General features: G+C 72.6%; 35 protein-coding genes and 1 pseudogene. 20 read left to right on the forward strand and 16 right to left on the reverse strand.

The features are described 5' to 3' along the window. Positions 1-30: 30 nt before the first annotated feature. Entirely contained in the window at positions 31-612 is a 582-nt protein-coding gene (locus OC439_RS24360) for a carboxymuconolactone decarboxylase family protein (RefSeq protein WP_262015456.1), read from the reverse strand. Between the two features lie 63 nt (positions 613-675). Between OC439_RS24360 and OC439_RS24365 the strand changes: the two genes are divergently transcribed. Then, positions 676-1,332: an HAD family hydrolase gene (locus tag OC439_RS24365; RefSeq protein WP_262015457.1), complete on the forward strand. Its 657-nt coding sequence runs from the start codon at positions 676-678 to the stop codon at positions 1,330-1,332. Here the strand turns inward: OC439_RS24365 and OC439_RS24370 are convergent. Then, entirely contained in the window at positions 1,329-1,994 is a 666-nt protein-coding gene (locus OC439_RS24370; RefSeq protein WP_262015458.1) for an NAD(P)-dependent oxidoreductase, read from the reverse strand. The genes OC439_RS24365 and OC439_RS24370 overlap by 4 nt on opposite strands. 61 nt (positions 1,995-2,055) lie before the next feature. Between OC439_RS24370 and OC439_RS24375 the strand changes: the two genes are divergently transcribed. From OC439_RS24375 to OC439_RS24385, 3 genes are all read left to right on the forward strand, one after another. Next, positions 2,056-2,424, forward strand: coding sequence for a winged helix-turn-helix transcriptional regulator (locus tag OC439_RS24375; RefSeq protein ID WP_262015459.1), 369 nt, complete (start codon positions 2,056-2,058; stop codon positions 2,422-2,424). 140 nt (positions 2,425-2,564) lie between these two features. After that, on the forward strand, positions 2,565-2,975 hold the full coding sequence (locus OC439_RS24380) for a diguanylate cyclase (RefSeq protein WP_262015460.1): 411 nt from the start codon (positions 2,565-2,567) through the stop codon (positions 2,973-2,975). Positions 2,976-3,004: 29 nt separating this feature from the next. Then, positions 3,005-3,610, forward strand: coding sequence for a YdeI/OmpD-associated family protein (locus tag OC439_RS24385; RefSeq protein WP_262015461.1), 606 nt, complete (start codon positions 3,005-3,007; stop codon positions 3,608-3,610). A gap of 2 nt (positions 3,611-3,612) precedes the next feature. Here the strand turns inward: OC439_RS24385 and OC439_RS24390 are convergent, their stop codons facing one another. Both OC439_RS24390 and OC439_RS24395 read right to left on the reverse strand, forming a co-directional pair. After that, the gene (locus OC439_RS24390; protein ID WP_262015462.1) at positions 3,613-4,851 is read right to left on the reverse strand and encodes a low temperature requirement protein A; all 1,239 of its coding nucleotides are present in this window, start codon (positions 4,849-4,851) and stop codon (positions 3,613-3,615) included. A gap of 62 nt (positions 4,852-4,913) precedes the next feature. After that, positions 4,914-5,789 (reverse strand): alpha/beta fold hydrolase, encoded by an 876-nt coding sequence (locus OC439_RS24395; RefSeq protein ID WP_262015463.1) that lies wholly within the window; start codon positions 5,787-5,789, stop codon positions 4,914-4,916. A 128-nt stretch (positions 5,790-5,917) separates the two neighbouring features. Here OC439_RS24395 and OC439_RS24400 point away from each other — a divergent pair, with 128 nt between their 5' ends. Further along, complete coding sequence (locus OC439_RS24400) at positions 5,918-6,142, forward strand: hypothetical protein (protein WP_262015464.1); 225 nt, start codon at positions 5,918-5,920, stop codon at positions 6,140-6,142. Positions 6,143-6,156: 14 nt separating this feature from the next. On the opposite strand, the gene OC439_RS24405 is transcribed toward OC439_RS24400, so the two are convergent. Then, positions 6,157-6,621, reverse strand: a complete 465-nt coding sequence (locus OC439_RS24405) for a MarR family winged helix-turn-helix transcriptional regulator (protein ID WP_262015465.1) — start codon at positions 6,619-6,621, stop codon at positions 6,157-6,159. Between the two features lie 112 nt (positions 6,622-6,733). On the opposite strand from OC439_RS24405, the gene OC439_RS24410 reads away from it, so the two are divergent. The 5 genes from OC439_RS24410 to OC439_RS24430 are packed head-to-tail and all read left to right on the forward strand — an operon-like array spanning position 6,734 to position 10,309. Continuing rightward, positions 6,734-7,510 (forward strand): hypothetical protein, encoded by a 777-nt coding sequence (locus OC439_RS24410; protein ID WP_262015466.1) that lies wholly within the window; start codon positions 6,734-6,736, stop codon positions 7,508-7,510. 53 nt (positions 7,511-7,563) lie between these two features. Further along, positions 7,564-8,307, forward strand: coding sequence for an SAM-dependent methyltransferase (locus OC439_RS24415; protein ID WP_262015467.1), 744 nt, complete (start codon positions 7,564-7,566; stop codon positions 8,305-8,307). A gap of 57 nt (positions 8,308-8,364) precedes the next feature. After that, complete coding sequence (locus tag OC439_RS24420; RefSeq protein WP_262015468.1) at positions 8,365-8,853, forward strand: YcxB family protein; 489 nt, start codon at positions 8,365-8,367, stop codon at positions 8,851-8,853. Positions 8,854-8,894: 41 nt separating this feature from the next. Beyond that, a complete protein-coding gene (locus OC439_RS24425) occupies positions 8,895-9,215 on the forward strand; it encodes a PadR family transcriptional regulator (RefSeq protein WP_262015504.1) in 321 nt (106 codons plus the stop codon). Between the two features lie 32 nt (positions 9,216-9,247). After that, positions 9,248-10,309: a hypothetical protein gene (locus OC439_RS24430; RefSeq protein WP_262015469.1), complete on the forward strand. Its 1,062-nt coding sequence runs from the start codon at positions 9,248-9,250 to the stop codon at positions 10,307-10,309. A gap of 10 nt (positions 10,310-10,319) precedes the next feature. Here OC439_RS24430 and OC439_RS24435 read toward each other — a convergent pair whose 3' ends face one another. After that, the gene (locus OC439_RS24435; protein WP_410054953.1) at positions 10,320-11,711 is read right to left on the reverse strand and encodes an alpha/beta hydrolase; all 1,392 of its coding nucleotides are present in this window, start codon (positions 11,709-11,711) and stop codon (positions 10,320-10,322) included. Positions 11,712-11,887: 176 nt separating this feature from the next. Between OC439_RS24435 and OC439_RS24440 the strand changes: the two genes are divergently transcribed. From OC439_RS24440 to OC439_RS24450, 3 genes are read left to right on the forward strand one after another with little or no spacing between them, the layout of a single operon-like run. Next, positions 11,888-12,082, forward strand: coding sequence for a helix-hairpin-helix domain-containing protein (locus tag OC439_RS24440; RefSeq protein ID WP_135239786.1), 195 nt, complete (start codon positions 11,888-11,890; stop codon positions 12,080-12,082). Between the two features lie 35 nt (positions 12,083-12,117). After that, on the forward strand, positions 12,118-12,498 hold the full coding sequence (locus OC439_RS24445; protein WP_262015471.1) for a VOC family protein: 381 nt from the start codon (positions 12,118-12,120) through the stop codon (positions 12,496-12,498). Beyond that, positions 12,495-13,097 (forward strand): hypothetical protein, encoded by a 603-nt coding sequence (locus OC439_RS24450; RefSeq protein WP_262015472.1) that lies wholly within the window; start codon positions 12,495-12,497, stop codon positions 13,095-13,097. Before OC439_RS24445 ends, OC439_RS24450 begins: the two co-directional genes overlap by 4 nt. A gap of 22 nt (positions 13,098-13,119) precedes the next feature. Here OC439_RS24450 and OC439_RS24455 read toward each other — a convergent pair whose 3' ends face one another. Together OC439_RS24455 and OC439_RS24460 are read right to left on the reverse strand one after the other, a co-directional pair. Beyond that, positions 13,120-13,851, reverse strand: a complete 732-nt coding sequence (locus OC439_RS24455) for an alpha/beta hydrolase (protein WP_262015473.1) — start codon at positions 13,849-13,851, stop codon at positions 13,120-13,122. Positions 13,852-14,055: 204 nt separating this feature from the next. Next, positions 14,056-14,592 carry a TetR/AcrR family transcriptional regulator gene (locus tag OC439_RS24460; protein WP_262015474.1) on the reverse strand — a complete coding sequence of 179 codons (537 nt, stop codon included), beginning with the start codon at positions 14,590-14,592 and terminating at the stop codon, positions 14,056-14,058. Positions 14,593-14,659: 67 nt separating this feature from the next. Between OC439_RS24460 and OC439_RS24465 the strand changes: the two genes are divergently transcribed. Further along, positions 14,660-15,064 (forward strand): nuclear transport factor 2 family protein, encoded by a 405-nt coding sequence (locus tag OC439_RS24465; RefSeq protein ID WP_262015475.1) that lies wholly within the window; start codon positions 14,660-14,662, stop codon positions 15,062-15,064. Positions 15,065-15,101: 37 nt separating this feature from the next. On the opposite strand, the gene OC439_RS24470 is transcribed toward OC439_RS24465, so the two are convergent. The 3 genes from OC439_RS24470 to OC439_RS24480 form a co-directional block, all read right to left on the reverse strand. Next, positions 15,102-15,563 (reverse strand): hypothetical protein, encoded by a 462-nt coding sequence (locus tag OC439_RS24470; RefSeq protein ID WP_262015476.1) that lies wholly within the window; start codon positions 15,561-15,563, stop codon positions 15,102-15,104. An 82-nt stretch (positions 15,564-15,645) separates the two neighbouring features. Beyond that, complete coding sequence (locus OC439_RS24475) at positions 15,646-16,014, reverse strand: YciI family protein (protein ID WP_262015477.1); 369 nt, start codon at positions 16,012-16,014, stop codon at positions 15,646-15,648. 130 nt (positions 16,015-16,144) lie between these two features. Then, entirely contained in the window at positions 16,145-16,999 is an 855-nt protein-coding gene (locus OC439_RS24480) for a PhzF family phenazine biosynthesis protein (protein WP_262015478.1), read from the reverse strand. 71 nt (positions 17,000-17,070) lie between these two features. Between OC439_RS24480 and OC439_RS24485 the strand changes: the two genes are divergently transcribed. Further along, positions 17,071-17,538: an SAM-dependent methyltransferase gene (locus OC439_RS24485; protein ID WP_262015479.1), complete on the forward strand. Its 468-nt coding sequence runs from the start codon at positions 17,071-17,073 to the stop codon at positions 17,536-17,538. Positions 17,539-17,553: 15 nt separating this feature from the next. Here the strand turns inward: OC439_RS24485 and OC439_RS24490 are convergent, their stop codons facing one another. Beyond that, on the reverse strand, positions 17,554-18,351 hold the full coding sequence (locus tag OC439_RS24490; protein ID WP_262015480.1) for an SDR family NAD(P)-dependent oxidoreductase: 798 nt from the start codon (positions 18,349-18,351) through the stop codon (positions 17,554-17,556). A gap of 78 nt (positions 18,352-18,429) precedes the next feature. Here OC439_RS24490 and OC439_RS24495 point away from each other — a divergent pair, with 78 nt between their 5' ends. Then, on the forward strand, positions 18,430-18,834 hold the full coding sequence (locus OC439_RS24495) for a winged helix-turn-helix transcriptional regulator (RefSeq protein WP_262015481.1): 405 nt from the start codon (positions 18,430-18,432) through the stop codon (positions 18,832-18,834). A 95-nt stretch (positions 18,835-18,929) separates the two neighbouring features. Further along, the gene (locus tag OC439_RS24500) at positions 18,930-19,457 is read left to right on the forward strand and encodes a DinB family protein (RefSeq protein ID WP_262015482.1); all 528 of its coding nucleotides are present in this window, start codon (positions 18,930-18,932) and stop codon (positions 19,455-19,457) included. 9 nt (positions 19,458-19,466) lie between these two features. Here OC439_RS24500 and OC439_RS24505 read toward each other — a convergent pair whose 3' ends face one another. Both OC439_RS24505 and OC439_RS24510 read right to left on the reverse strand, forming a co-directional pair. Further along, on the reverse strand, positions 19,467-19,844 hold the full coding sequence (locus tag OC439_RS24505; protein ID WP_262015483.1) for an MmcQ/YjbR family DNA-binding protein: 378 nt from the start codon (positions 19,842-19,844) through the stop codon (positions 19,467-19,469). Between the two features lie 101 nt (positions 19,845-19,945). After that, positions 19,946-20,296, reverse strand: a pseudogene (locus OC439_RS24510) (SDR family oxidoreductase); the annotation flags it as partial. 180 nt (positions 20,297-20,476) lie between these two features. Between OC439_RS24510 and OC439_RS24515 the strand changes: the two are divergent. Then, positions 20,477-21,067, forward strand: coding sequence for a hypothetical protein (locus OC439_RS24515; protein ID WP_262015484.1), 591 nt, complete (start codon positions 20,477-20,479; stop codon positions 21,065-21,067). Positions 21,068-21,192: 125 nt separating this feature from the next. Then, on the forward strand, positions 21,193-21,387 hold the full coding sequence (locus tag OC439_RS24520; RefSeq protein WP_262015485.1) for a hypothetical protein: 195 nt from the start codon (positions 21,193-21,195) through the stop codon (positions 21,385-21,387). An 84-nt stretch (positions 21,388-21,471) separates the two neighbouring features. Here the strand turns inward: OC439_RS24520 and OC439_RS24525 are convergent, their stop codons facing one another. Further along, entirely contained in the window at positions 21,472-22,224 is a 753-nt protein-coding gene (locus tag OC439_RS24525; RefSeq protein ID WP_262015486.1) for a GNAT family N-acetyltransferase, read from the reverse strand. Between the two features lie 404 nt (positions 22,225-22,628). On the opposite strand from OC439_RS24525, the gene OC439_RS24530 reads away from it, so the two are divergent. Continuing rightward, positions 22,629-23,120, forward strand: coding sequence for a DinB family protein (locus OC439_RS24530; RefSeq protein ID WP_262015487.1), 492 nt, complete (start codon positions 22,629-22,631; stop codon positions 23,118-23,120). 58 nt (positions 23,121-23,178) lie between these two features. On the opposite strand, the gene OC439_RS24535 is transcribed toward OC439_RS24530, so the two are convergent. Continuing rightward, on the reverse strand, positions 23,179-23,760 hold the full coding sequence (locus tag OC439_RS24535; protein WP_262015488.1) for a dihydrofolate reductase family protein: 582 nt from the start codon (positions 23,758-23,760) through the stop codon (positions 23,179-23,181). Between the last annotated feature and the right edge of the window lie 33 nt (positions 23,761-23,793).

Below are 23,793 nucleotides of genomic sequence, written 5' to 3' on the forward strand. Positions count from 1 at the left end.
CCGTGGCCGTACGGAAGCGGCCCCGCTCGTTCAGACCGGGCGGCCGAACGTGACCGCCTCCCGGACGAGCCGTGGCGCCTTCTCCGCCAGTTGCGCGTCCGGTCGCGCGCCGAGCGCGTCGTTCACCGTGGAGAAGGCCAGCCGGAACGCGATCAGAGTGGTCGCCTCGAAGATCTCCCGGTCGCTCAGGCCGGCCTCGCGCAGGCGTCGCGTGTCGGCCTCGATGGTGGCGTTCGGGTCCGTCACGACCCGGCGGGACCAGTCCGCAAGCGCCGTCTCCCGCTCCGACAGGTCCGCCTCGTCGCCGCGCAGCACCGCGGCGGCGGTCTCCTCGTCGCTCATCCCGGCCAGCCGCGCGCCCCAGGCCAGCCAGCAGTACGAGTCGCCCCGCGCGGCGGCCGTGGCGGCGACCAGCACCGCCACCTCACGCGCGGACAGCGTGGACTCGGACAACAGCTCGGTGCGGGTGTTCTGGAAGGACATCAGCACGTCGGGCCGCCAGCACCAGACGCGGGTGAGGTTGTTGACGTAGCCGTCGGAGGCGAGATCGTCCTCGTACGCGGCTTTCGCCGCCGGGCTCTGCGGCGGTTCGGGGAGGAAGGCGGGATTCATGCGGGCAGTCTGCGCCACCCGGGCGGCCCCCCACTGGCTGATCAACGACAGTACGATCCGCTGATGATCCGGGCGGTCTTCTTCGACGTGGGCGGGACGATCCTCGACGAGACGCGCGAGTTCGCGACCTGGGCGGACTGGCTGGGCGTACCGAGGCACACGTTCTCCGCGGTCTTCGGCGCGGTGATCGCCAGAGGGCTGGACTACCAGGAGGTGTTCCGGGCGTTCCGGCCGGACTTCGACCTCACCGCCGAACTCGCGCGCCGGGTCGCGGCAGGTGACCCGGAGTCGTTCGGCGCGGAGGACCTGTACCCGGACGCGCGGGCCTGCCTGGCCGCCCTGCGGGAGCAGGGCCTGCGCGTCGGCCTTGCCGGCAACCAACCGAAGCACGCCGAGGCGACGCTGCGGGCGCTGGACCTGGCGGTGGACGTGATCGGCACGTCGGCGGCCTGGGGCGTGGCGAAGCCGGCGCCGGAGTTCTTCGCCCGGGTGGTTCGCGAGGGCGGCGGCGACGCGTCGGCGATCCTGTACGTCGGCGACCGGCCGGACAACGACGCCGCCCCGGCGATGGCCGCCGGCATGACGGCGTGCCTGATCCGGCGCGGACCGTGGGGTCACATCCTCGACATGCCGGACGTGGCCGAGCGGTGCCTGTTCCGAATCGGTTCGCTGGACGAGCTGCCGGCCCTGGTCGCCCGGCACAACGCGGCGGGCGGCTAGACCTTCCCGTCCCCGAAGACCGAGAGCCGGGTGCGGTGGTGGCGCGGTGACTCGATCTCGTCGACCACCGCGACCGCCAGATCGGCGTACGACAGGTACGCGAGCACCGGGGCCTGCTCGCCGCCGAGGCGGTACCGGCCGGTGCGGGGACCGTCCACGTCCAGCGCGGCGGGCGGGGTGAGCACCAGCCAGTCGACAGTGGTGTCCGCCGCGCGGAGCCGGTCCAGGCCGGCGGCGTGGCTGAGCGCGAACGGCCGCAGCTCGGCGGGCAGGACGGCCGGGTCGTCGTGGAGGGGTCGGCCGTGCGCGTCGCTCAGTGTGGCGAACAGGCCGATCGCCACGAGCCGCGGTACGCCTGCGCGAGCCAGGCCGTGCAGCAGCGCGTCTGCCGCCCGGACGAAGAACTCCGGGTCGGGGCCGGCCGCGGCGAGCGCCTCCGGCCCGGAGGCCGGGCTGACCGCGTGGACGACGGCGTCGTGCCCGTACCCGATCGAGGTGACGGCCTCCGGGTCGGTGACGTCGCCGCGTACCGCGGAGGTGAGGCCGGGATGGCGCGCGGGGTCACGGACGACGGCGGTGACGTGGTGGCCGCGGCGGTGGGCCTCGGCGGTGATCGCGCGGCCGGCCCGGCCGCCGGCGCCGAAGACGACGATGCTGGTCATGGCGCGACGCTAGGCCGCGGGGTGCCGGTTACCGCAACGGTACCGGCGTTACGCTCGGGCGGTGACGCCGCTCGATCCGGACATGTTCCACCCCGCCTGTCCGTCGCGGATGGTGCCGTTGCAGATCGGCGACAAGTGGACCGCGATGGTGGTGCTGTGCCTGGAGCACGGGCCGCGCCGGTTCACCGAGCTGCGGGTGCCGCTGCGCACGATCACGCCGAAGGTGCTGGCCGAGACGTTGCGGGCGATGGAACGCGACGGGCTGGTCACACGCACGGCCTACGACGAGAACCCGCCGCGTGTGGAGTACGCGCTGACGCCGCTTGGCCGCAGCCTGCTGACGCTCGTCGCGGCGGCCCGGTCGTGGAGCGAGCGGCACCTGGACGAGTTGCTGGCCGCCCGCCGGTCGCACGATTCGCGGACGTCGTGACGACACCGACCGGCGCCGGGCGTTGTGCCGGCCGCCCGGTCGCCCTAACCTCCCGTTGACGGCATCGACGGCGATCGGGGGACGCCATCAGCGGCGACGACACCGGGCGCGGCGGCCTGCGAAGGTTCGTGGCGAACGTGATGACGAACGTCCTCGCGAACCTCATCGCGGCGGCGATCATCTACGTGCTCGCCGCGGCCGCCGGGCTGCTCCCCCGCGATCCCGCGCTGATCCTCTCGGCGCTGATCCTCATCAGCCTCGCCGCTGCCATGGTGCTGCTCTTCCTCATCACCACGAACGCCTTCGCCGGCAAGGAGGACATCCTCGGCGGGTGGATGGCGGTCGCGCTCGGTACGCCGATCCTCACCTCGACCGTGGTGTACGCGTTCCGGGAAAGCGATCCGGCGGCGGGGATCGTGGGCGGGCTGATCGGCGCGGGGCTCGCCGGCGCAGGCGTGGCGATGCTGGTGGCCGGACGGCGGCTGCGACGGGCGGCCGACCCGTCGCCCGACCGCGACCAGCGGGCGGCCGACCCGCGGGCCCGGCCGTAGCGTCGTACCCCTGGCATAGCCTTCCGGCCATGGCGAGCGAGGAGCTGGACGAGCTGATCGTGCCCGACGCGGACGCGCTGCGCGAGTGGCTGTCCGCCAACCACGACACGTCGCCGGGTGTCTGGCTGGCGCTGGGCCGCAAGGGCGGCACGATCACCACACTGACCTGGCAGCAGGCGGTCGACGAGGCACTGTGCTTCGGCTGGATCGACGGGCAGGGCCGCAAGCGCGACCACGAGAGTTCCTGGATCCGGTACACCCCGCGCCGGGCGCGCAGCTCCTGGTCGCAGCGCAACGTCGCGCACGTGGCCCGGCTGGAGTCGGAGGGGCGGATGACGCCCGCGGGCCGGGCCGCGGTGGAGGCGGCGAAGGCGGACGGCCGGTGGGCGGCGGCCTACGCGCCGCCGTCGGAGGCCGAGGTGCCCGCCGACCTGCTCGCCGCCATCGCGACCGAGCCCGCCGCCCAGGCCATGTTCGACGTCCTGACCAGCGCCAACCGGTTCGCGCTCATCCACCGGCTCAACGCGGTCAAACGTGCGGAGACCCGGGCGCGCAAGATCGGCGAGTTCGTCGCCATGCTGGCCCGCCACGAGACGTTCCATCCGCAGAAGGCGAAGCCGCCGGCCGCTCCATGACGTCAGCTCCGGTCGAGCGCCCGCATCGTGTGCCGGTAGCCGACGGTCTCGTGCCCGACCACCTCGACGATCCCTGACAGCGCGACCAGGGCGATGGCGACGACGAGCGCGGTCAGGCTGGTCCGGTCGTCCGGATGGACCGGCCCGGTGGCGCCCAGCACGGACGGGACGGCGACGGCGGCCCCAAGCGGCACGAGCGACGCCACCAGCAGCGGCACGTGCGTCAGGTCGTAGGAGTGCAGGAGCACGCTCCACGTCACGAAGATCATGACGAGCAGCACGGCCATCGGCACGGCGAGCGAGAGCGCCACCTGAACAACGGAGAGTTTCTCCTCCTCGACCGCGCTGGTGGCGACGCGCAGTCCGGCGCCCACCGCGGCGATGGCGCCGAAGACGGGCAGGTGCGCGTACCGCCACGCGAACGCGCGAGCCGGCCACCGTTGCAGGACGGGCCGGGAGGGCACGAGGAAGTACGCCCACCAGAGCGTGGCCGCGAGGACGAGCCCGGACGCGATGATCACGACAGCGGCGACGCTCCATCCCTGTTCCCGGATCAGCGCCCCGACGGCGGCGGTCGTGGCGGCGACCACCTCCCCGAGCGTGATCAGCGTCAGGAGGCTGAACCTTTCGGCCAGGTGACCGGCGTTCCACGGCGGGCTGCCGAGCCGTCGTTCCGTCACCACCGGCAGGACCATCTCGGCCAGGGCCAGCAGCACGAGCGCGGCGACGACGACGCCGACCGGCAGCGGGAGGATCGCGGACAGCAGCCACCCGACCTGCGCGACGGCGATGGTGACCGCGTACGCGACTGTGATCCGGCGGTGCGCCGGGTCCTGGCGGGCGGCGCGCAGCCACAGCCCGATGATGGGTACGCGCATGACGACGTAGCCGACGACCAGCAGCAGGTTGTTCGGGCTGCCGCCCTCGGCGGTGGCGTCGAGGCTCACCGGCAGCCCGAAGATCAGGATGACGACGCCGAGCATCTGGACGAGCGTCGCGCCGCGGAACAACGCGTCGTCGTTGTCGTACGCCGAGGAGAACCAGGTGAAGTTGATCCACGCCCACGTCACCGCGAAGATCGCGAACGCGTAGGCGCCGAGCGCCGCTCCCACGTACCCGTCGCCGATGCCGTGGGCGAGCTGGTCGGCGGCGGCCCCGAACGCGACGACGTACGTCAGGTCGTACAGCAGCTCCAGCGGCGTGGTGGACCGGCCCTTCTCGCCGGGGTCACGGCCGGTCATCGGCCGCAGCCGGTGATACAGCTCGTGTTTCAGCCGCGGCCCCAGGTCGGCGGCCTCCCGGCTCACGCGTGGTCCCGGACGAACGCGCGCATGAGTGCGGCGCACTCGGCCGCGTGGGTCTCCAGCAGCAGGTGGCCGCCGTCGAGGAGGTGTGCGTCCATCCGGTCCAGCGCACGGTGGTAAGCGAGCACCTCGGCCACGTCGAAGTAGGCGTCGTGCCGGCCCCACAGCACGAGCGCCGGCGGCTGGTGCGCGCTGTGGTACGCGGCGATCTCGCCGAACCGGGCGACGTGGGTGGCGTAGTCGGTGAACAGCGCGAACTGCGCCTCGACGTTGCCGGGCCGGGTCATCCGCTCCCAGTCCAGGTGCCACGCCTCGGGTGCCTGCAACGGGCGTAGGTGCTCGGGCAGTCCGGCGAGGTACTGGTCCCGGGTGCCGTCGAAGGTCAGCCAGTCCGGCAGCGCGGCGCGGGTGGCCTCGCCGAGGTCGGCCCAGTACGCCCGCGCGGTGTCCCACTGCGCGCCGAGCCCGTCGGCGTGCGCGTTGCCGTTCTGCACGATGAGGCCGCGGACCCGTTCCGGGGCACGGGTGGCCAGGTGGTAGCCGACCGGCGCGCCGAAGTCGTGCAGGTAGACGAAGTAGCGGTCCACGCGGAGCAGGGCGAGGAGCCGCTCGACGGTCCACGACAGGTTCTCGAACGTGTAGTCGTACTCGTCGACGGTGGGCGACGAGGACATGCCGAAGCCCGGCAGGTCGGGCGCAAGCACGTACGCGACCTCGGCGAGGGTGGGCATGACCTCGCGGAACGTGTGCGACGAGCTGGGGAAGCCGTGCAGCAGCAGCACCGCCGGGTCACCGGGGCGTCCGGCCTCGCGGAAGAACACCGCCAGGCCGTCGACGTCGGCGTGCCGGTGGCGGATCTTCTGACTGGCGCGCATCACCTCATCCTGGCGGCCCGGCCGCGCCCGTACGGCCGATTCCGGCAGCCCCGACGACCCGCGCCCGGCGACCGGCGGGGTGAGCCGGGCGTACGCTCGAACCAGCCGACGGCAGGAGGTCGCCCGCGATGATCCCGGTGCTGATCCTGTTCGGGCTTCTCCTCGGGCGCTGGTGGCGGTCGTCGCTGGTCGCCGCCGCGCTGGGCTGGCCGGTCCTGCTGGTCGCGACCGGCGTGGCGGACGTCGGCGCGGGGCTGCTCGGCGCGGCCGGGCTCGCCGTCGCGAACACCGGCGTCGGCGTGCTGCTCCACCAGGGAGCCCGCCTGGCGATCCGGACGCTTCGGGCGCCCTGAGCCGGGTCCGTGCGCTACCCGGTGCCTCCGGTGTTCCGGATCATCTGCCGGAGCACCTTGAGAGTGGTGACGTAGTCGGCGTCGTCGACGCCGTCGTGGATGCGGGCCCGGATCGCGGGCGCGTGCTGCTTGAGGCGGAGCCGGGCGGCCTCCCCCGCCTCGGTGATCCGTAGCCGGCCGTCCGCGTCGCGGGTCAGCCAGCCGCGTTCGCGCAGCACCTCCGCCTCGGCGTCCAGGTCGTCCTCGGCCCGCAGGTACGAGCGCATCGCGTGCCGCAGCTCGGGCACGGTCAGGCCGCCGCCACCGGGCAGGAGGTCGTTCGGGGACAGGTTGCGCAGGAGCCAGAACTGGGGCTGGGTGAAGCCGTGCGCGGCCTGCTGGGCCCGGGTGAAGGCGATGAGCGACTCGTACGCGACGCCGGTCCAGTAGGCGGCCGGCTGGCCCGCGAGTTCGGCGTCGGACAGGTGCGGTGTCGTCATGGTGCTCTACCTCCGGCGGTGGTCGGGTGAGCACGACGCTAGGACCTCAACCAGGCTTCAGATCAAGCCGCGCGGGACATCGCGTTCCGGCCGGCCCCGGCATGATGGGCCGATGCGGGTAGCGATGGCGACCGACGCGGGGCATCCCGGCCGTACCAATGAGGACTTCGCGGGCGCCGTACCGTCCGGCCTGGTCCTGGTCGACGGTGCCGGCGGCATCGCCGGCGCGGCCGAGGTCTGCCATCACGGCATCGCCTGGTACGCGACCCGGCTCGGCGGCGCGTTGCTCGGCGCGCTGGCGCAGGGGCGGAGCCTGCGCGACGTGCTGGCCGAGGGCATCGAGCGGGTCACCGACGCGCACCGCGACACGTGCGACGTCGCCCATCCGATCAGCCCGTTCGCGGCGGTGGCGATGCTGCGGTTCTCCGGCGACAGCGTCGAGCACCTGGTCCTCGGCGACGCGGTGGCTGTCGTCGGCCGTGCGGACGGTGAGCCGCTCGTCGCCCACGATCCGCGTGAGGTGGTGATCGCCCGGTCCTTCGAGGAGCGGCTGAGGGACGTGCCGGAGGGCGGCGACGAGTACCGGCGGCTGCTGATGGAACTGCGCTCCCGCCGCAACAGCCCTGGTGGCTTCTGGGTCGCGAAGGACGACCCGGCGGTGGTTGCCGAGGCGGTCACCGGCGCGTGCCGGGCCGGCGAGGTGGGCACTGCGGCGCTGCTCAGCAACGGCGCGAGCCGGCTCGTGGACACGTTCGGGCTCTCCGACTGGGCAGGGCTGCTGCGCCTGCTGGAGACCGACGGCCCGGCGGACGTCATCCGCCGGGTCCGCGAGGCCGAGGCACGCGGGGGCGTCGCCACCGATGACGCCACGATCGTCTGCCGGCACTGACCGGCGCGGCCACCCGCGTGCGCGGGCCCGCCGTCCTCGTGTTGACTGCGGCGATGGACCGTCAACGCCTGAGCAGCATCGCGCACTCGCACCACCCGATCGCGGCCCCGATCTCCGGCCTCAGCCTCAACCGGCTGCTGCGCCGAGCGGGCCGGCGGCCGGCGGCCCGGATCCTCGATCTCGGCTGCGGTGAGGCCGCCTGGGCGTTGCAGGCTCTCGCGCATTACCCGGACGGGCACGCCGACGGCGTGGACCTCAGCCCGTACGCGCTCGAACGCGCCGCCGAGGCCGCCGCCGAACGCGGCCTCGCCGACCGGCTCACCCTGCACGAGCGCGACGCCCGCGCGTACGTGCCGGACGGCGACTACGACCTGGTGCTGTGCGTCGGGTCGACGCACGCACTCGGCGGCTTCGGCGAGACGCTGAGGCTGGCCGGCCGGCACGTGAAGGCCGACGGCATCCTGATGGTCGGCGAGGGGTTCTGGCAGGTGCCGCCGTCGCCGGGGGCGCTGGCGGCGCTGGGGGCGAAACCGGACGACCACGCCGACCTCGCCGGTCTGGTCGACGCCGCCGAGCAGGCGGGCTGGGCCCCGGTGTACGCGCACGTCAGCGACACCGCCGAGTGGGACGACTACGAGTGGTCGTGGACCGGCTCGCTCACCGAGTGGGCGCTGGACAACCCCGGTCACCCGGACGCCGCCGGGGCGCTGACGGCCGCCCGCGAGCACCGTGACCAGTGGCTGCGGGGGTACCGGAACATGCTGGGCTTCGTGACGTTCGTGCTGCGCCGGATCTGAGCGGCGGGCGGTGCGGGTCCGACCCGGGACAGGCGGGCGGGGCACTATCGTTCGGGCGTGCAGATCCGTTTCGCCGTACCGGCCGATCCCGCCTATCCGGCCCGCGTGGCCGCCGCGCTCGCCGCCGCCCGGCTGCGCCGGTTCGGCTACATCGGCGCGGTCCTCGCCGCGATCGGGGTGATCGGCTGGATCGCCTCCCAGGCGTCGGCGCGGTTCGCGTCGCTGTGGACCGCGTTGATCGTGGCCGGCGTGCTGTCGATGCTGTACGCGCCGTGGGTGCGGTGGCGGGCCCGGCGCCGCTCCGGCGGGTACGCCGTCGAGGGCGGCTACGACATCGACGACCGCAACATCATGATGCGCAGCGGTTCGGAGTCCGGCGGCATCGCCTGGGACGGCGTCACGCGGGTCACCGAGACCCCTGATTTCTGGATCGTGTACGTGGGACGCATGCCGGCCACGGTGATCCCCCGGTGGCTGATGTCCGCCGAGGACGCCGGGACGTTGCGTGCCTTCATGGCCGAGCGGCACCTTCTCGGCGACCGTTGACCATGTATTGATCGGCTGTATATGTTGCCTCGGTGAGTGAGATGCGCGAGGCGACCTTCCTGATCCTGACCGCGCTGGCCGACGAGCCGCGCCACGGCTACGGGATCATCCAGGAGGTCAACGGCCTGTCCGGCGGTCGTGTCAACCTGCTGCCGGGCACCCTCTACGCCGCCCTGGACCGCCTCGTCGCGCAGGGCCTCGCCGAACTCAGTCACGAAGAGGTCGTCGACGGCCGGCTGCGCCGCTACTACCGGCTGCGCGCCGACGGCCGGGCCGAGCTGGCACGCCAGACCGAGCGGCTGCGACAGCTCGCGTCCGCCGCCGAGTCCCGGCTGCGCGCCCTACGGCCCCGCACCGCCTGACCCCACCGTCGCGGCTCCCGAGGGAGACATCCATGCATCGCTGGCTGCTGCTGGCCTACCCCCGCGACTACCGCCGGGCGCGCGGGGCCGAGATCCTGGAGACGGTACGGGACGTCGGCGCGACCCATCGGCGTACCCGGGTCGCGGCGAATCTCGTACGTCATGGTCTGCGTGCCCGGCTGGGGCGGCCGGCGAGCCGTACCGTGGTGGCCTGGGCGGCGGTCTTCGCGGTGGTCTGCGGTTTGTTCGCCGCGTCGTTCGGCACCTGGCTCGCGTGGCTCGGCTCCCGCCCGCTCGACCACCGGGACCTGGCCGCCGTGGTCGGGCAGCTCTACCCGGACCGGCAGGCCAGCCACATCGACCAGGACGACCCGCCCGCCGTGTTCCTCATCTACGGCCACCCGCTGAACGAGGGCCTCCTGTCCGAGCTGCTCCTCGGTGACGGCGGCGAGTACGCGCTGGCCGAGCTGACCGCGTCGTTCGACCAGACCCCGGCCGGCGGCCTCACCGACCTGCGGCAGCGCTTGGACGCCGCCGGGTGGGAACACCACGAGCCGCTCTACGCCAACGCTTACGACTGCGTCCCCGGCAGTCCGCAGTGCGACCCCGCGTCCATCCCCTCCGACATCACCGTGTACGCCGAACGCGGCGACCACATCCTCGCCGTGGAGCTCACCGCCGACGGCTCGACGAACGTCACCCTCAGCCGCGCCACCCCCGGCGCCGCGTATCCCGCCGGTCTGCTCGGCTTCGCGCTGGGCACGCTGGGCGGCTGGGTGCTGTTCGGCTGGGCCAGCCGCCGCACCGAGGGACGACGCCCGCTGGTGCAGGGCCCGGCGAAGGTCCTCTACGGCGTCGCGATGGTGTTCTGGGCCGCGCCGGTCCTGCTCGGCGCTCCGATGATGCTCACGCACCACCTGAGCGAGCCGCATCCGCGCTGGCACGTGCCGTGGGAGTGGCTCGGCCAGCCCGCCCTGTCGCTGCCGTTCCTGCTCGGCGCGGTCCTGCTGATCGTCGCGCTGGGACTGGCGGCGCTGCCGCACCGGCGCCCGGCCGGCCGTACGCTCGCCGGGGCGCCGGGACCGGCGGTCTAGCGGCGCCGGGTCAGCTCGCCGGGCATCGCGTGCCGGGGGCGGGCACCGTCAGATCGACGAGGTACCTGTCCACCACGGCAGTCGTGCAGTCGTTGCGCTGGTAGGTGCCGTGGCCCCAGCCCTCGTAGGTGACCAGACGCCCGTGCCGGCCGAGTTGCCGGGCGACGTTCACCGCCCAGGCGTAGCCGGTACGGGGATCGTGCCGGGAGTTGAGCAGCAACAGCGGCGTGCGGGTGTGCACGTTCAGCTCGTGCGGCGGATTACGGACCGGGGACGGCCAGCCCAGGCAGGTCTGCACGGCCAGCAGACCGGCGCCGTACCGGACGTCCGGGGCGGCCGCCCTGGCTTCCCGGACCAGGCCGGCGTACTCGGCGTAGTCGCGCACCTCGGCGGGCCAGTCCGCGCAGAACGCCGCGACCGAGATCGAGAGATTCACAGCCGGTGGCGGCGTACCGGCGTCCATGTCCCGCACGACCGCGGCGAGTTGCGGCCAGCGCGGGCCGGCGAGCGTGCCGAGTGCCACGGCGGTGACGTCGAAGGCGGTACGGGGGGCATATTCCCCACGGTCCGCGCGGGCCAGCGTCCGCGCCCACACCGATCGCACGTCCCGTCCGTGGAGCACACAGTCCGCCGAGCTGTCGCACCAGGACACGAACTCGTCGAACGAGTCCTGCAACGTGGCGGCCTGGGTCCGCACGAAGGACCGCACGTCGAGGCTGTGGTCGAACACGCCCTCCAGCACCACCGCCCGCACGCGGCGGGGGTACCGCTCGGCGTACTGCTGGCCCAGCAGCGTGCCGTACGAGCTGCCGTGGAAGGACAGCCGCCGCTCCCCCAGCGCACGCCGCAACGCCTCGAGGTCACGGACGGTGCTGAGCGTGTCGGCGCGGTCGAACACCGGGCTGGTCGGGCGACACCTGCTCCACAAGGCCTGGTTGTAGGCCACCGCGGCGTCGAAGTCCGCCTGACCGGCAAGTGGGACGGGCGGCCTGCGCAACGCCGGATCCGCGGTACAGACGGGCGCGGCGGTACGGGCCACGGTGCGCGGGTCGAAGCTGACCAGGTCGAACCGGTCCAGCAACTCGCCGCTGAACCGGTCGCCCCGGCGGATGCGTTCCACCCCCGAGTCGCCGGGGCCGCCCGGCCCGAACACCAGCGTGCCCACCCGCTGCTCCGGCAGGCGCGCGGACCGGCGTGCCACGGCGAGCTCGAACGTCGGGCCGTTCGGCCGGGCCCAGTCCACCGGCAGCCGGAGCCGGGCGCACCGCACGCGCGGATCCGGCGGGACGTCCGGCAGGTCGTCGGCGCACTCGCCCCAGGCGAGGCGCTGCGACGGAAGGCCGGCGCGCGCCGCGCCGGGCAGTCCCGCCAGGACGGTGAACGCGGCCAGAGCGACGGCCATGGTACGTCGGAACACGGCACCTCCCGGTGTCTGGATGCTCGTCGATTCTTCAGCGGTGTCCCACCCGAGTCCTATACGGAAACGCCCCGATATGTCCGTCGGGTCTTTCCCCCATTCCGTCCCTGACGCCGAGGTACGGCAGGCGAGCCGTACCGGTGGCGGTCTAGCATCGGGCGATGACCTCGCCCCTGGATCGCCTGCCGAAGATCGGCGCACCGGCCACGCGGGCGCTGACCGCCGCCGGCTACACCACGCTGCGCCAGCTCGCCGGGGTGCCGCGCGCGGAGCTGGCGCGGCTGCACGGCATGGGGCCGAAGGCGCTGGGCGTCATCGAGGCCGCCCTCGCCGAGCACGATCTGCGGCTGAGCTGACGTCCGCAGCACCGGTCGGAAACGGGGTGATCGCGATGCCGGTCGGCAGGCTCCACCATCTGATCGTCGACTGCCCGGATCCGATGGTCGAGGCCCGGTTCTGGAGCGCGGTCCTCGGCGACCCGATCACGTACGCGGACGACGACTTCACCGTGGTGTCGGCGAGCACGGCGGCGTCCGGGCTGGCGTTCCAGCGCGCCCCCGGGCTGACGCCGTCGACGTGGCCGGATCCGGCGGTGCCGCAGCAGATGCACCTCGACGTGATGGTCGACGACCAGGACGCGGCGGGTGAGGCGGTGCTCGCGCTGGGCGCGCGGCGGTTGCCGGGCGACCACGTGTACGCCGACCCGGCCGATCACCCGTTCTGCCTGATCAGGCGCCCCATCTGGGCGTCGCCGGTGGACGGATCCGCATGACCGGCGCGCGCGGCGGCCCGCCGGCCGACCGCTGGACACCGAACGCCTGGCGGACCCTGCACATCGGGGTGGCGATCACCGGGGTCTGTCTGCTCTGGGCCGTCAGTGTCCCCGGCTTCGTCTTCTTCGTGATGCTCGGCGTGGTCTTCCTGTTCGCCGTGGCCGGTCTGAGCTGGGCCGTCCTGGTGGGCTTCTTCGTGGTGGAGCGCCGCCGCTGGTCCTGGCGGTTCCTGGTCGCCCCGGTGATCGTCGTGCTCACGGCGGCGCTGGTCGTCGCCGGAGCGCCGTTCCAGGCCCGCTGGGCGGTGAGCCGTGGTGCGTTCGACCGGGTGGTCGCCACGCTGCCCGCGACGAGCCCGCAGGACACCGAGTGGTCGACGGTGCGGGTGCCGCACCGGATCGGCGCCTACATCATCACCTCGGCCTACACGGTGCCCGGCGGAGTGGTGCTCTACGAGAGCAACGGGTACATGCTGGACGACGCCGGGTTCGCCTACCTGCCGCAGGGCCCCACCGCGGACCTCGCGAACGAGGACTTCGAAGCTCCGCGCTTCACGCACCTCGGTGGTCCCTGGTACAGCTGGACCGCGAGCTGGTAGGCGAACAACCGACGTCCCTGCCCTACCTCAGGTGCCGGGCGAAGAACCGGTTCGCGGGCTCCCCCTCGAACCACGGCACGCCGGTGTGGCCGCCCATGTTGGCGTGCAGCGTCTTCTCCGCCGAGCCGAAGGCGTCGAACAGGTCCAGTGCCATCTGCCGGTCGTTGCCCTCGTCGTCCCACTGGAGCAGGACGTGCAGCGGGATGGTGACCCGCCGGGCCTCCTCGACGATGGCGCGCGGCACGAAGCTCCCGGCGAACAGGAGCGCCGCCACGATGCGGGGTTCGACGAGCGCCAGCCGTACGCCGATCGAGATCACGCCGCCGGCGTAGCCGACCGGGCCGCCGATCCCGGGCAGCGCGAGCAGGGCGTCGAGGGTGGCCCGCCACTCCGGGACCGCCTTCTCCACGAGCGGCAGGACGAGCCGGTCGACGACCTCGCCGGCGACCGGCTCCCCCGCCGCGAGTGCCCGGCGCAGGTCGGCGCGGGCCTGCTCGGCGGCGGCGGACGCGGGCCGGTCGCCGCTGCCGGGCAGTTCGACGGTGGCGGCCGCGAAGCCCTGCGCGACGCAGCCCTCCGCCCGAGCAAGCAGGCGGGGATACATCCGGCGCAGTCCGCCGGGGTGGCCGAGCAGGATCAGCGGGACCGGCGCGGACGCGGACGCTGGTGTCCACAGGAGGCCGGGGATCCCGCCGAGGGTGAACTCGCGTTCGCGGACGTCGCCGGCGAGGCGTTGTTCGGAGGTGAAGCGCATGGTCGTGCCTCTCGGGAGTGCGACGGCGCTCCCGGACGACCTATCGCCCGGCCGTGACCCCCGAGGGGAGCACCCATGTCGATACTGCGGTCACGGGTACCACCTCCCTCGTTCTCCGGCACGGCCACCGGCAAGCTAGCAGCGCTCGCCGGGGCGGACCAACCGGTTTATCGCGGTTCACCGCGGCGTGTCCACGCCGGACCGTCAGCCGCGCTCGAAGCCGGCGAAGACGACAGCCAGCGTCCGGGCTTGCAGATGCTCGTCCCAGCCCCCGTGCAGTGCGCCCTGGCACATGCCGGTGAGCAGCGCCATCACTTCGGGTAGCCGTACCGAGCCGGCGACGGTTCCGGCGGCCTGGGCCTGTTCCAGCAGCCTGCCCACCGCCTCCTCCAGGTGACCCACGGCGTCCGGAAGCCGGATGTCCACCCCGGATCCGGCAAGCAGTTCGACTACGGTCTTCTTAGCGGCGGCCTGCGCCACCGTGTATCTGAAGAACCCGAAGAGGTCGTGTCGTCCCGCCTCGTCGGCGAGCTGTGCGAGCAGTCGCTTCATGAGCGCGACGAGCAGGTCCTCCTTGGTGGGGAAATGACGGAATACCGTGCCGATGGCAACGCCCGCCCTGCGGGCCACCTGCTCGGTGGAGGTACGGGTGCCGAACTCGGCGAAGACCGCCTCGGCGGCGTCCAGGATGCGTGCCCTGTTGCGTTGCGCGTCGGCGCGCAGCGGCGGACCCTCTACCAAAATGAGCCTCCACTCATTATTCTCACGAACACAAGTCGAGTGACGACTCATTATCTCGGAGGCCGGCATGACACCACAGGAGATCTTCGAGAGCATGCGCGCCAGATGGCTGGCCGGTCTGCCCGCCTTCGACGCGGATTCGCTGGCCGACGACGTGGTGGTCGAGACGCCCTTCGCCGCGCCCGGCCAGCCGACGCGCACCGAGGGGAAGCAACCCGTTCTCGACTACACGCGGGCGGGCCGGGCGGTGTTCCCGGTGCGGTTCGACGACTGCCGCGGCGTGGTCGTACACGAGACGGCGGATCCCGAGGTGATCGTGGTCGAGTACGAACTCGTCGGCACGCACACGGTGACCGGGGCGACCGGATCCGCGCCATTCATCGGGGTGTTGCGGACCCGGGACGGTAAGCTGGCCCACTGGCGCGAGTACCAGCACACGCTCGCCATCGCTCAGGCCGCCGGCCAGGCATGAGGCTGGACCACCACAGGAGCGCCGCGCGCCGCCCCGCTCAGGAGGACGGTGTCGGCGACGGGGCGAACGGCCACGGCTGCGGGCCGAACAGCTCCGTGCACGCGGTGAGGAGCCCGCGCTGCGCCTCGGCCATGCGCGCGTCGACCGGGCCGGTGTCCGCGTTCGGGTCGTTACGGACGAACATGTCCCCGGATTCCTTCGCCGCCACCGCCAGTCGTTCGCCGGCGTCCCGGACGCCCGGGTCGGCCGCCTTGCGGGCACGCATGGCGATCGGCGAGTTCGAGGTGAAACGGACGTCCTGCTGCTCGACCACCCGGGCCACCATGTTGCACGCACCGGCCGCGACCTTGTCCGCGGGCGCGGTCGAGCCGGCCTGAGGAGCGGCCGAGGACGCCGCGGCGGACGACGACGAGGTGGCGGACGACGACGGCGCGGGGTCCGCGGGCGCGCACGCGGAGACGACGAACAGCAGGGAGAGTGCGGCGAGTTCACGTTTCACCGCACGAGGCTATCGATCATGGTGGGCGTGGCCTCCGTCCGGGTGCCACGCCCACCCCGTCATCGCGTCGGCTTCGGACCTGTCACTTACCGGCCGCGCGGAGAATCGCCTCCGTCTCGGGGTCGGGCATGATCTCGCGGACCTCCTGCGCGCAGCGGCACGATGCGGCGAACTTGGCGGCCCACTTCAGCGCGTCCTCATGGGAGGCCACGTCCACGATCACGAACCCACCGATGACCTCCTTGGTCTCGGGAAACGGTCCGTCGGTGACCGCACCGTCCGTACCCACGATGGTCGCCTGCTGGCGTTCGAGCCCGGTGCCGTACACGAACACACCGGCGTTCACGGCCTCCTGGACGACGGCGTGCGTCTCCTTGCCCACCTGGGGGATCTCCTCGGCGGGGATGTGGTCCATCGCGCCGTCGTTGAACGAGATCAGGTACCGCGGCATGCCATGACTCCCTTGTCCGGGCGGCCCGGTGCGGCCGCCTCTCACCCGTACTACGAATGAGCCGCCCCGGATGCGACGCTGTGTGCCCCCTGCCGAAGCTGCTCGGCGAAGCCGTCGTCGTGGTCCGGCCTCATCCGGCGTCCTCCGGGATGGGCACGGCGGTGCCGGTCACCGCGATCCCGGCGCCGTCCCCGGCGGGGATGCCGACGGTGAGCAGGCTCGGGCGGCCCATGTCCTCGCCCTGCCGCACGGTCACCGTCGCGGGCGGCCGCACCAGGCCCAGCTCGCGCAGGTAACCGCCGAACGCGGCCGCCGCCGCGCCGGTCGCGGCGTCCTCGACCACGCCGCCGGGCGGGAACGGGTTGCGCGCGTGGAACACCAGCGGGGACTCGCGGTGCACGAGGTCGATCGTCGTCCAGTCCCGTTCGGCCATCAGCGCGCTCAACGCCGCCATGTCGTAGTCCAGGTCCGCCAGGCGCTGCCGGGTCGCGCCGGCCACGATCGGATGCCAGGCCCCGGCGTACGCGACACGCGGCGGCAGCGTCGCGTCGAGATCGTCCGGCGACCAGCGCAACGCGGCGAGCAGCGCCGCCAGGTCGTCCGCGGCAAGGGGTACGGTACGCGGCGCGACGCTCGTCAGCGTGGCGGTGGTGGCGCCGTCGGCCTGCACGCTCGTGGCGACCTCGACCAGCCCGGCGCGGGTGTCCAGGTGGAGCACACCGGGGCCGTGCCGCTGCGCGTACGCGACCGCCGACGCGATCGTGGCGTGTCCGCAGAACGGCACCTCCGCCTTGGGGCTGAAGTAGCGGACGGTGAACCGCCCGCCCCCGCCGGCGGGCACGAGGAACGCCGTCTCGGAGTAGCCGACCTCGGCCGCCACCTGCTGCATCTCCGCGTCGCCCGCTCCGGTGGCGTCCAGCACGACACCGGCCGGGTTGCCACCGGCGGGGTCGGCGGTGAACGCGGCGTATCGGAGAATGTCCATGATCACGAGCCTAGCGGCGGCGGTCCGGCTCGTGGGCCCCGAGGCGAGCCACGCGGAACTACTCTCCGGGCATGCCCAGTTTCGAGATCACCCCCATCGGTACGGTCCGCAACGACCGGACGGACATCCAGCACAGCGACAACTGGGGTGCGGTCCGCAGCACCGTCGTCGTCGACGAGCGCTTCGGCGAGGCGTGTCTACAGGGCCTGGACGGGTTCTCCCATGTGGAGGTGCTGTTCGTCTTCGACGGTTTCCCGGACGGCGGCGACCACCGCGAGCCCCGCCCCTACCGGGGCCGGGCCGACCTGCCGCCGATGGGCGTGTTCGCCGGTCGTGGGCCGCGCCGGCCGAACCGGATCGGCGTGACGTGCTGCCGGATCGAGTCCGTCGACGGCCGGGAACTGACGGTGGTGGGGCTCGACGCGGTGTCGGGCACGCCCGTGATCGACCTGAAGCCGGTGCTGAAGGAGTTCGTCCCCGCCGACGTCAGGCAGCCGGAGTGGGTCAGCGGCATGATGTCCGACTACTTCCGGCCGTAGCGTCGGCGCGGCACCTCACCGCAGCAGCCTCTCCGTGAGGTCCATCAACCGCTCGGCGTCATGGGGGTCGAGGGTCGGGAAACCGGGCGGAAGTCGCTTCCCCCGGTCGACGGCGGTCACCGGCGCGGTCGGCGGCGCGTCCAGGAACTGGTGAATCGGCGCCACCGCGTCCGCGACGGACCGGGCGGCGACCGCCGCCGCCACCGCGAGCAGCCCCCGTACCACGAACGGGAGCGCGCTACGGTCACCGCTCCTGGTGAACCCGGGATGGTAGAGCACGTATCGGGCCCGGCTGCCGGACCGCTGGGCGAAGCCCACGCCGAGCAGATCGTTGGCCCGCCCGGCCTGCAACTGCGCGGCGACGGCCGAGTAGCCCGCCGTCATCTGTGGATCCGTCCAGCGCACCGCGCCTTTCGTGACGCCGACACCGGCGACGTTCACGATCACCGGCGCGGTCGCCCGGTCCAGGGCCGGACGCAGACCGAAACTGAGCAGGTAGCGACTGACGTAGTAGAGCGCGAACGTGCGCTCCAGTCCCTCCACCGTCTCGATGCGACGGGGCGCCACAGCATTGGCGAACAACGCCAACGCGTCCACGACCTGGTACTCGCCGAGGATGTGCTCGATGACCTGCCGCGTCTCGGCCGTGCTGGACAGATCGACGGGAAGGAAGGCGATCAGGCCGCCGGCCATCGCTCCGCCACGTTCACGGCTGCGGCCGAGCACCAGGACGCGGTCGCCACGTTCGGCCCGCCCCAGGGCGAACGCACGCCCCATCCCGTTCGTCCCGCCACTGACCACCACGACGCCCACGTCGCCCCCTCTATCGTTTGCTCATCGGCCTGCCTCATCCTGGGCAGCAGGCCGGCGGAGGCGAAAGAAGGCACTTTCATGTCCACAGGTAACATTGATGTGAGTGCCTCGCTGCGCGATTATCGACTGCCGATGCCGGTTCCGGCCGGCGATTACGATCGCTGCCCGGTCACCGACCTGCTGCGGCGGGTGAGCGACAAGTGGACGCTGTTGCTGATCACCCTGCTCGGCCGGCATCCGCACCGGTTCAACGAGTTGCACCGCGCCGTGGAGGGCATCAGCCCACGCATGCTCACCCGGACACTGCGCGCGCTGGAAAGCGACGGCCTGGTCGAACGTGAGGTGTTTCCGACGGTGCCGCCGAGCGTCGAGTACCGGCTGACGCCACTCGGGGTCAGCCTGCTGGAGCCGCTCTCCGCGCTGGCCGACTGGGCGGTCGCCCACCATGCCGAGATCGTCGCGGCACGTCAGCGACCCGCCTAAGACACCCGCGCTCATCCGGCCGCACGTGGACACCCGCGACACCGGTCCGGCGATTGTCCGCCGGGCGGCGGGCGTCGATCTGGGATGCTTCGTCCATGCCGTCCTTCCCGCCCACCTTCTCCGCCGAGGTCGTCGCACAGCCGGCGCAGGCCCAGTTCGAGGCGTTCCTCGACGAGCAGCGCGACGCGCTCGACCGCTGCCTGGACGGACTGACCGAGGAACAGGCGCGCCGATCGCTGGTGTCCTCCCGGACCACGCTGCTGGGTCTGGTGAAGCACGCGGCCTTCGTCGAGAAGGTCTGGTTCGACGAGGCCGTCACGGGCCGGTCGCGAGCCGAGATCGGCATCCCGGAGCGGTCGGAGGACTCGTTCCTCCTCGACGACGGCGACACGATCGCCGGCGTCCGGCGGGCATACCGCGACGCCCGCGACGCGTCACGCCGGGCGACCTCCACGCGGGGCCTGGACGACGTCCTCACCGGGCACCGGCGGGGCCCGCTTCCGCTGCGCTGGGTGTACCTCCACGTCCTGCGCGAACTCGCCCAGCACTGCGGGCACGCGGACATCCTCCGGGAGCAGATCCTCGACGGACAGCGGGCGGCCGGCGGTGGTTCGTCGTCGTAACGGCCGGCGTCACGCGCCGGCGCCCTCGTCGGGGTCACCGGTCGACAAGTCGGGGGCACGCATCCGCCACGCGTCGGTGACCAGTTCCGTCAGGCGCTCGACGCCGACGTGCGCCAGCCGCAGCATGACCAGGGGTAGCCCGTCATACGCGGGGGTGGTGAAGAACAGGTCGGGCTCGCCGAGGAGCAGGGCCTGCTTCTCCGCCTCGTCGCCCACGTACAGCACGGCGATGTCGGTGCGGATGCGCCGCGGCCTACCGGACGTGCGCTCGGGATACGACCAGACGAACCCCTTGCCGGCGACCCGGAAGTCGAAGCCGTCACTGTCGATCTCGACCACGTGCGGCAGCGACAGCGCCACCCGACGGACATCGTCCGCATCAGCCACGACGGTCACCCCGGCACACCGCCTTCTGCACCGGCACAGCCTAGCCGCCGCGCCGCCGTCCGGTGGCAGGCCGTCGACGTCCTTCGGGGCCGTCACGATGGTCAGATGGTGAATCCGCCGTCGACGTTCACCGTCGCGCCGGTGACGTAACGCCCGTCCGGGCCGGCCAGGAACGCCACGGCGGCGGCCACGTCGACCGGCTGCGCGAAGTGGCAGAGGGCGGTGAACCCGTTGATCGTGTCCGCGTTCGGGCCGTCGGCCGGGTTCAGCTCGGTGTCCGTGGCACCGGGGTTCACCAGGTTCACCGTGATCGCTCGACCGCCGAGTTCGCGCCCGAGCGCCTTGGTCAGGCCGATCAGGGCGGTCTTGCTCATCGCGTAGAGCGAGAAGCCCGGGAAGACCGCCCGCTCGGCCGTGTTGCTGCCGATGTTGACGATCCGTCCGCCGCGCCGATGCCACGGCCACCACCGGTGACGAGAGCTACCTTGCCGTCAAGTGCGTTGTTCATGGTGGAGAGCCTGGTCGACAATGGGTCGCATGTCCGGCGGGGATCGGACGCCGCGTTCGTGACACCGCGCCGTCGTTCCGAATGGTCCGGTGGCGGGCACCATCTCGGCTGCAAGGTGGGTGACGTGGGTACCGACATCGCCGGTGGGGTGGAGATCCGGCCGCACGGTCCGGGTTCGCCCTGGAGGCTGGCCGACGTCGGCCTGGATGCGCTACCTCGCCATTACGACGCCTTCGGGCTGCTGTTCGGTGTGCGCAACTACGCCGGCTTCGAGCCGGTCGCGCCCGGCCGTGGCGTGCCGGACGACGCCGGCACCGACCTGCGCGCTCTCCTCGCGGACGGCGAAACCGACCACACCTGGGCGACGTGGGCGCAGTTGGCATCCGTCGACTGGAGCGCGCAGGCGCCCCGTGTGGACGACCGGATCCATGAGTACGAGCTGACGAGCCAGGGGCCGCGCTTCGTGGGCAAGGCCGGACACCACGGACGAGCCTGGCGCGAGGTGGCCGGCGAGCACGCGGACCACCGGGGCAGCAGCTACCCGGAGGGAACCGAATGGCGGGCGGGCGACCGGATGTGGCGGGTGGAGCGCCTGACCCACGGTGATGTGCTGCGCGCCGACCCGCAGCTACGCGCGCTGCTCGACCGCATGCGCGAGCTTGCCGAGCGGTACGGCGACGACGACGTACGGCTCGTCGTCTGGTTCGACAGCTAGCGGCGCCCCGCGCGGTCAGGAGGCTTCTCACTCATCGCCGCGCGCGTACTCCCCCGTACAGCCGGACACGGTGGTCGACGTCGCGGTCCGGCTCGCCGTACCCGAAAGGCGCCCGACGCCCGGTCGTGCCCGAGCCACAGTCCGACCTCGCGGGCCAGCGCGACGCCTCCGGCGCGTACCCCTTCCCGGTGTTCGTAGCCGACCTCCTGGTCGGCGAGCACGTCGTGGACGACCAGCTCGGCGTCCGGAAGCGGCCGGGGCGGGCGATCGCCGCCGGCGAACCGCGGGCGGCGGCGGTCCACCGGACGCGGACCCGCTGAATGAGGATCACCGCCCAGGTGTACCCGGAGCGCGCGGCCCGGGCCTCGGTTGTCGAACCTCAGCCCGGGCCGCCTCGCCGGGGCTCAGTTCACCGCTGTGTAGAGCCGTTGCCCGCCGGGCCGGTAGCCGACGCGCTCGTAGACCCGCCACGAATCCCCGCCACCGGCCTCCAGCCAGGCGACCTCCGCACCGGCGCCGAACAGCCGCCGGGTGACGTCGGCGGTGATGGCGGACGCCAGTCCCCGGCGGCGGTAGGACGCGCGGACGGCGATGCCGGCCACCTCGCTGACCGCGCCGACGGGCGCCGCCGCACCGCCGCCGCCCGCGCAGTCACCGTCCTCGGTGACGGCCGTGACGACCACGCCGCCGGCGTCCTGCTGACGCCGCAGGCGAGCCACGTCGGCCTCGGAGGCGACCGGATCGTCGCCGAACGCCTCGTTCTGCACGCTGATCAGCGCGGCGCGCTGGGAGTCGGCACTCGGTTCGCACAGCCTCAGGTGGTCCGGCACGGGTGGGGACGCCAGCGTGTCCGGCACGCAGACCAGGTAGGTGTGCCGGGCCTCCACGGTGAAGCCGGCGGCGGTCAGCAGCGCCTCCAGATCGGGGGCGCAGCTGGTGACGTACTCCAGGCGGGGTTTGCGGTCGGCGGCGTGGAACGCCGCGACCAGGGCGGCGACGTCGGCCGCGGTGACGGCGGCGCCGGGACGCGGCGTCGCGTAGTTGACGTACGGGCTGGCCGTTGTCGGGTCCAGCCCGATCACGAACGGCCCCACCTCGACCGGCGCGGGCCGGCGCGACAGGTTGACGACGACTGATTGTTGGATGCGGGCATCCATGCTCAACGGGAACCTCGATGCATGAGAGAAGCTGCGACGGGCGGAAGAAACGTCGGGCCGCCCCGCCGTGTCGCAGGCACGCGGCGGTCATCCGTCGCGTGGCCGACACTCAGGCGGCCGCTCGGCCTACCCGGATCACAGGCGTCATTCCCTCATGCAGAGTGCCCACGCGGTGCGCGTGGCCGACCACAACCTTGCCCCTCCCGACCTGGACGTGTCAACCGCGTACGGCCGGACGTCGAGAAGCATCTCGCTTGTGGATCAAGATCGGGGCGAGGGCCCTCGTCGGGTGCAATGGACGGACGACCTGACGGTGCGCCTCACCCGGGGAACATCGGTACGCGCCTTGTCCGCCATCTGCAAGGGGCCGCGAAACTGTCGGTGCCGGCCGCTAGCCTGCCGGCGTGACAAAGGTCGATATGGAGAAGGCCGCGCTGTGTGAGTTCCTCGAGTATCAGCGTGCCAGTGTCCGAGCCATCCTGGCCGATCTGGACCTGGCCTCGCTGCGCAAGCCGGTCCTGCCCTCCGGCTGGTCGCCGCTCGGGCTGGTGGAGCATCTCGGGCATGCGGAGCGCCACTGGTTCCAGGAGGTCTTTCGTGGTTCGGTGGAGCCGTTGCCCTGGCCGGACGAGAACACACCACTGCGCACGACTCGATCGCCGTCCCAGGTCTTCGGCTTCTACCGCGACCAGTGCGACGTCTCCGACGGGATCATCGCCGCGGCCCCGTTGACGGCGGCACCCGCCGGCCGGCACCTGGACGAGACGCTGGCGTCGCAGACCACCGACCTGCGGCGGATCGTTCTGCACGTCATCGAGGAGACCGCCCGGCACGCCGGCCACCTGGACGTCGTCCGCGAGCTGATCGACGGTCGCACCGGGCTCGGGCCGCGGTGAGACGAGCGGGGCGGAGTCGCGGCGGCGGGAAGTCCACGGCGACATCATCCCGGATCGGTCAGCGGCGCACCCGGTAGCGCAGGTGCAGCACCCGATCGCCCTGAATCACCACGTCCGGATCCTCCAGCAGGTGCTGCGCGTCCACCGACCCGAAGTAGCGCTTGCCGGAGCCGAACACCACGGGTACGACGTCCATGCGTACCTCGTCGACCAGGCCCGCGGCGAGCGCCTGGCCTCCGACGTCACCGGCGGCGACCTCGACGATGCGGTCCCCCGCGAGTTCCTGCGCCCTTGCCACGGCTGACTCGACGCCGTCGACGAAGTGGAACGGCGCCGCAGGGTCCCAGCCGTCGGGCGCGGGCCGGTGGGTCACGACGACCACGTGGTCGATCCCGCTCGGCGGCGTCCCGTCCCAGCCGTCGGTCAGGTCGAAGACGTGCCGGCCGACGACAGTCACCCCGATCCGGTCCCAGTACGGCCGGACGTAGTCGTGGGACGTCTGTGACACCTTCAGCGCGCCGCTGTCGTCCAGCGGGACGTCACCGCTTGTCAACCAGTCGAACAGCGGGCCGGGCTGGTCGTTCTCGTCCGCGACGAAGCCGTCCACCGACACCGAGCTGTACAGGACCACAGTGCCCACGCCGGCTCTCCTCTGCCTCGGGTGCCCCCACGC

The organism is Micromonospora sp. Mcm103 (assembly GCF_024519755.1).
Classification (GTDB): Bacteria; Actinomycetota; Actinomycetes; order Mycobacteriales; family Micromonosporaceae; genus Micromonospora; species Micromonospora aurantiaca.